Genomic DNA, 6,433 nt, shown 5'->3' on the forward strand with positions numbered 1-6,433 from the left:
CTGCAGGGGGGACCCTGTGGGAGAGTAGGACGCCGCCGAACAATTCTTCTGAAAAGCCCCTGATCCATTCGGATCGGGGGCTTTTCGCATTTCCGCGCCAGGTGTTCCGCGTGAGGCCGTTGGCGAGCATCACCCGGCGGATCGTCAGAACGGTCGCCTGGGCCACTGTCCGAGGCCAGCAGGACCCATCGCGCCCGCACGACCCTATCTACGCCCGTAGCACCCCTTCACGGCCCTTCTCGAGGTGACTCTGCGGGTGAGTCCGCGTCACTCGCCCGGCTTGGCACTGGTGATGACGGCGAACACGGCTCCGTGCGGGTCCTGGAACTGGGCGAGCCGGCCGACGCCGTGGACGTCCATGGCGGGGATCCGGACGGTCACGCCGAGGGTGGTCGCGATGGCGAGGCTCGCGTCGACGTTGGGGACCTCGAAGTAGGGGAGCCAGTGCGAGCCGGTGCCGCGGGCGGTGTGTTCGGGGCCGAGCTGCATGATGCCGCCGTGGGCGTCGTCGGTGCCGCCGCCGGCCGGGGTGAGGACGGTGTAGAGGGCTTCGCCGAGCGGGACGTCCTGCTCCTGCCAGCCGAAGACCGTGCGGTAGAAGGACTTCGCGCGTTCGGCGTCCACGCTGTAGCACTCCGTCCAGCAGAGGCTGCCCTCTTCGGTGACCACGTCGAGGCCGCGGGTGTCGTGCGGTTGCCACACCGCGAATTCGGCGCCGGTCGGGTCGGTGTAACCGCCCATCCGGCCCGAGGTGAAGACGTCGAAGGGCGCGAACCGCACGCGTCCGCCCGCCTGTTGGACGAGTTCGGTGGTGCGGTCGGCGTCGGTGGTGGTGAAGTACACCGTCCAGGCAGGCCGCGCGCCCTCCTCGACGAGCGGGCCGAGGGCCGCGACCGTCCGGCCGTCGAGCCGGAAGAAGCCGTAGCCGCCGGTCTCCGGTCCGGCCGAGTCGAAGGTCCAGCCGAACAGGGCGGTGTAGAAGTCCACGGAGACCCGGGTGTCGGGGCTGCCGAGCTCGAGCCAGACGGGCGCGCCGGGTCGGTAGTCGGTGGTGAGCATGGCGGCACGCTCCTCGGACGGGGCCCGTGCGGGCACGGCTGCGGTCGATGGCTCCCCCGCCCCTCCCAGCCTGGCACCTGCACCGGTGGGGCGCACGGCAGGCGGACACGGCGGTGGCGGGCCGTGGCCAGGGCGGACGGCGGCGGGTCGGGAGCCGTCCGGGAGCCGTGCGGGAGCCGTCCGGGAGCGGTCCCGGGGTGTCCGACCGGGGCGGTACGGTGCGTAGCGGAAAGGTCCGCCCGTACCGGTCGAAGGGGGGTCCGGTGGCCAGGCAGCCACAGGCGGGGCAGGAACCCGCGCAGCGCCAGCTCGCCCAGGTGGAGGGGGTGCTGGAGCGGATCACGTACGCCAACGAGGAGACCGGGTACACGGTCGCCCGGGTGGACACCGGCCGTGGCGCGAACGACCTGCTGACCGTGGTGGGGGCGCTGCTCGGGGCGCAGGTCGGGGAGTCGCTGCGGCTGCACGGGCGGTGGGGCTCGCACCCGCAGTACGGGCGGCAGTTCACGGTGGAGAACTACACGACGGTGCTGCCGGCGACGGTCCAGGGGATCCAGCGGTACCTCGGGTCGGGGCTGATCAAGGGGATCGGTCCGCGGTTCGCCGAGCGGATCGTGGAGCGGTTCGGGGTGGACACCCTGGAGGTGATCGAGAACGAGCCGGGCCGGCTGATCGAGGTGCCGGGGCTTGGGCCGAAGCGGACGAAGAAGATCGCGGCGGCCTGGGAGGAGCAGAAGGCCATCAAGGAGGTGATGGTCTTCCTGCAGGGGGTCGGGGTGTCGACCTCGCTGGCCGTGCGCATCTACAAGCAGTACGGGGACGGCTCGATCGGGGTGGTGCGCAACGAGCCGTACCGGCTGGCCTCGGACGTGTGGGGCATCGGCTTCCTGACGGCGGACCGGATCGCCCAGGCGGTGGGGATCCCGCACGACAGTCCGGAGCGGGTGAAGGCGGGGTTGCAGTACGCGCTGTCGCAGAGCAGCGACCAGGGGCACTGCTACCTGCCGGAGGAGCGGCTGATCGCGGACGGCGTGAAGCTGCTGCAGGTGGACGTGGGGCTGGTGATCGACTGCCTGACGGAGCTGGTGGCGCTGGAGGGGGTGGTGCGCGAGTCGGTGCCGGGGGAGGGCGGCGAGCCGATCACCGCGGTGTACCTGGTGCCATTCCACCGGGCGGAGATCTCGCTGGCCAATCAGCTGTTGCGGCTGCTGCGTTCGGACGCGGACCGGATGCCGTGGTTCGCGGGGGTGGACTGGCCGGTGGCGCTGGAGTGGCTGGCGAAGCGGACGGGGGCGGAGCTGGCGCCGGAGCAGGAGCAGGCGGTGCGGCTGGCGCTGACGGAGAAGGTCGCGGTGCTGACGGGCGGTCCGGGCTGCGGCAAGTCGTTCACGGTGAAGTCGATCGTGACGCTGGCGCTGGCGAAGCGGGCGAAGGTCGTGCTGGCGGCGCCGACCGGGCGGGCGGCGAAGCGGCTCGCGGAGCTGACCGGGGCGGAGGCGTCGACGGTGCACCGGCTGCTGGAGCTGAAGCCGGGCGGGGACGCGGCGTACGACCGGGACCGGCCGCTGGAGGCGGACCTGGTGGTGGTCGACGAGGCCTCGATGCTGGACCTGATCCTGGCGAACAAGCTGGTCAAGGCGGTGCCGCCGGGGGCTCACCTGCTGTTCGTGGGGGACGTGGACCAGCTGCCGTCGGTGGGTGCGGGGGAGGTGTTGCGGGACATGCTGGCGGACGGCGGCCCGGTGCCGTCGGTGCGGCTGACCCGGATCTTCCGGCAGGCGCAGCAGTCGGGCGTGGTGACGAACGCGCACCGGATCAACGAGGGGAAGCCGCCGCTGACGGACGGTCTGCCGGACTTCTTCCTGTTCGCGGAGGACGACGCGGAGCGGGCGGCGGGTCTGACGGTGGACGTGGTGGCGCGGCGGATCCCGCAGAAGTTCGGCTATGACCCGCGGCGGGACGTCCAGGTGCTGGCGCCGATGCACCGGGGGCCGGCCGGCGCGGGGAACCTGAACACGCTGTTGCAGGCGGCGGTGACGCCGGCCAGGGAGGGGCTGGCGGAGCGGCGGTTCGGCGGGCGGACGTTCCGGGTGGGGGACAAGGTCACGCAGGTGCGGAACAACTACGACAAGGGGCGCAACGGCGTCTTCAACGGCACAGTGGGAGTGGTGACGGCCCTCAGCGTGGACGACCAGCGGCTGACGGTGCTCACGGACGAGGACGAGGAGGTGCCCTACGACTTCGACGAGCTGGACGAGCTGGCCCACGCGTACGCGGTGACGATCCACCGCTCGCAGGGCAGCGAGTATCCGGTGGTGGTGATTCCGGTCACCATGTCCGCCTGGACGATGCTCCAGCGAAACCTCTTGTACACCGCTGTGACCAGGGCACGGAAACTCGTGGTGCTGGTGGGGTCACGGAAGGCGATCGCGCAGGCCGTCCGGGCCGTCAGCGCAGGTCGGAGGCATGCCGCGCTCGATCATCGACTTGCCACTGGATGATTATCCAACAGGATGGTTGCCTCTAATGTTCTCTTGACGTGAAGAGATTTACGGCAGAGCCTAGGATGGCGCCGATCTTGTCCGGTTCGTACCGGCTACGGCGGCAGGTTTTGTAGGGGAGGGCCCTTTCGGGCCACCCCGGGTGCGCGGCTGTCCTCCGGATGGGGGATGGTAGAGACAGTCAGGGCACCTTGGAAGAGGATTCATTTCGTCGGTGAGGAAGACGTGAGCGACAACTCGGTAGTACTGCGGTACCAGGACGGCGAGTACGAGTACCCCGTCGTCGAGAGCACTGCGGGCAACGCCGGCTTCGACATCTCGAAGCTGCTCCCGCAGACCGGCCTGGTCACCCTGGACAACGGCTTCGGCAACACCGCCGCCTACAAGTCCGCGATCACCTTCGTGGACGGTGACAACGGCATCCTGCGGTACCGCGGCTACCCGATCGAGCAGCTCGCGGCGCAGGGCGGCTTCATCGAGACCGCGTACCTCCTGATCAACGGCGAGCTGCCCAAGGCGGACCAGCTGGCCGAGTTCAACCGCGAGATCACCCAGCACACGCTCCTGCACGAGGACGTCAAGCGGTTCTTCCAGGGCTTCCCGCGGGACGCCCACCCGATGGCCATGCTGTCCTCGGTGGTCGGCGCGCTCTCCACGTTCTACCCGGAGAGCCACAACCCGTTCGACGCGGACCAGCGCCACCTGTCGACCGTGCGCCTGCTGGCCAAGCTGCCCACCATCGCGGCCTACGCCTACAAGAAGTCGATGGGCCAGCCCTTCGTCTACCCGCGCAACGACCTGAGCTACGTCGAGAACTTCCTCCGGATGACCTTCGCGGTCCCGGCCGAGGACTACGAGCTCAACCCGGTCATCGTGAACGCGCTGGACAAGCTGCTCATCCTGCACGCGGACCACGAGCAGAACTGCTCGACCTCCACCGTGCGCCTGGTCGGCTCCAGCCACGCCAACCTGTTCGCCTCGATCTCGGCCGGCATCTCGGCGCTCTGGGGCCCGCTGCACGGCGGCGCCAACCAGGCCGTGCTGGAGATGCTGGAGGGCATCCAGAAGGACGGCGGCGACGTCGACTCCTTCATCACGAAGGTCAAGAACCGCGAGGCCGGCGTCAAGCTGATGGGCTTCGGCCACCGCGTCTACAAGGCCTTCGACCCGCGCGCCGCGCAGGTCAAGCTCCTGGCGCACGAGGTCCTCGGCCAGCTGGGCAAGCAGGACCAGCTCCTGGAGATCGCGCTCAAGCTGGAGGAGCACGCGCTCAAGGACGACTTCTTCGTCTCGCGCAAGCTCTACCCGAACGTGGACTTCTACACGGGCCTGATCTACCGCGCCATGGGCTTCCCGACCAGCATGTTCACCGTGCTGTTCGCGCTCGGCCGGCTGCCCGGCTGGATCGCCCACTGGCACGAGATGATCAACGACCCGACGAGCCGCATCGGCCGTCCGCGCCAGATCTACACCGGCACCGCGATCCGCGACTACGTCGCCCTCGGCGAGCGCTGACGCAGAACTCCGAAGGGCCCGGCCGCACGTGTGCGGCCGGGCCCTCGTGCGTCCCCGCGCGGTGGAACCGTGCGGACCGCCCGTGCCGGGACGGGATCGTACGGCGCACGACTCCGGGGCCGGCCGCAGCCCGGGACGGCCGCTCAAAGCGTCCCTGACCCGCCACAACCCCGGCGCCGTGCGCGAAGGCCGTCGGTTCGACGGCCGACCCGGGGCCCGCCGGAGCCCCGTCGGCGGCAGCGTAGGCACGGGGACGCGTTGCCGTTCGTCGCGTCTCCGTCCCTCGGAAAACTGCCGCACTACCAACCTAAGACGTATCAGGGTGCGAGAAGTTACGCCCGGGGGGTGTGAGCTGCCTCTCGCCACGCTCCGTGTGCGGGTCGTGCCAGGCCCATACCACACGTTCCGGCGCGGGCGACGTCACCCTCCCCGCAGTCACGGCAACCGAGCGTGATAGGAATCGTGGCATTCCGGTACGGACCGTCCCGCACCCTCGCAGCGTGGCGGCGGAACTGGGGAGGGAGCGCGCAGATGGCCAGGAACGTCGTAGTCACCGGCGGTGGCACGGGAATCGGGTTCGAAGTGGCGCGGCGGTTCGCCGAAGCGGGCGAACGGGTCGTGATCGTCGGCCGGCGCCGGGCGGTGCTGGAGAAGGCCGCGGCCGAGCTCGGGGCGAACGTCACCCCGCTGGTCTGCGACCTCGCCGACCCGGACGCCGTCGAGGCCGCGCTCGCCGAACTGCCCGAGCGGATCGACGTGCTGGTGAACAACGCCGGCAGCCGCGAGACCGTGATCGGTGCCGGCCCGCACGCGCTGCTGGCCCGCTGGCGCGGCGACTTCGAGCGCAACGTGCTGACCGTGGTGCTGCTGACCGAGTCGATCCGGGACCGGCTCACCCCGGGCTCCGGCCGGGTCGTCACGATCAGCTCGATCGCCGCTCTGCGCGGGGCCGGCTCGTACGGTGCGTCGAAGGCCTCGCTGCACGCCTGGAACCACTTCCTGGCGGCCCAGTTGGGCACCTCGGGCATCACGGCGAACATCGTCGCCCCGGGCACGGTGGCGGGCACCGAGTTCTTCGGGCCGCGGCTGGACGAGGCCGAGGTGGCCCGCCGCGCGGCGCGCACGCTGCTCGGCCGGATCGGGGAGACCGGGGAGGTCGCGGGGGCCGTGTACTTCCTCGCCTCGCCCGAGGCCGGGTTCATCACCGGCGAGATCCTGCACTGCAACGGCGGCGAGCTGCTCGGGCGTTGAGCCCTGTACGGCTGTGGGGGGGGGGCCGGGCGAGCGGGGCGGGGCCCCCCCCCGGGGGCGGGGGGGGGGGGCGCGCGGCCGCGCCGCCGCGCCGCCCGCGGGGGGTG

Annotated in this window: 4 protein-coding genes; 3 read left to right on the forward strand and 1 reads right to left on the reverse strand. The window is 70.9% G+C overall.

From position 1 onward, the window contains the following. Positions 1–267: 267 nt before the first annotated feature. The gene (locus AB0O00_RS26320) at positions 268–1,059 is read right to left on the reverse strand and encodes a VOC family protein (protein ID WP_363655751.1); all 792 of its coding nucleotides are present in this window, start codon (positions 1,057–1,059) and stop codon (positions 268–270) included. A gap of 263 nt (positions 1,060–1,322) precedes the next feature. Here AB0O00_RS26320 and AB0O00_RS26325 point away from each other — a divergent pair, with 263 nt between their 5' ends. The 3 genes from AB0O00_RS26325 (at position 1,323) to AB0O00_RS26335 (ending at position 6,326) form a co-directional block, all read left to right on the forward strand. Beyond that, positions 1,323–3,560, forward strand: a complete 2,238-nt coding sequence (locus tag AB0O00_RS26325) for an ATP-dependent RecD-like DNA helicase (RefSeq protein ID WP_363655753.1) — start codon at positions 1,323–1,325, stop codon at positions 3,558–3,560. 225 nt (positions 3,561–3,785) lie between these two features. Then, on the forward strand, positions 3,786–5,075 hold the full coding sequence (locus AB0O00_RS26330; protein ID WP_363655755.1) for a citrate synthase: 1,290 nt from the start codon (positions 3,786–3,788) through the stop codon (positions 5,073–5,075). A gap of 531 nt (positions 5,076–5,606) precedes the next feature. Further along, entirely contained in the window at positions 5,607–6,326 is a 720-nt protein-coding gene (locus tag AB0O00_RS26335) for an SDR family oxidoreductase (protein WP_363655757.1), read from the forward strand. Positions 6,327–6,433 lie beyond the last annotated feature (107 nt).

Source organism: Kitasatospora sp. NPDC093558 (assembly GCF_040683475.1).
In the GTDB taxonomy this organism is placed as follows: Bacteria; Actinomycetota; Actinomycetes; order Streptomycetales; family Streptomycetaceae; genus Kitasatospora.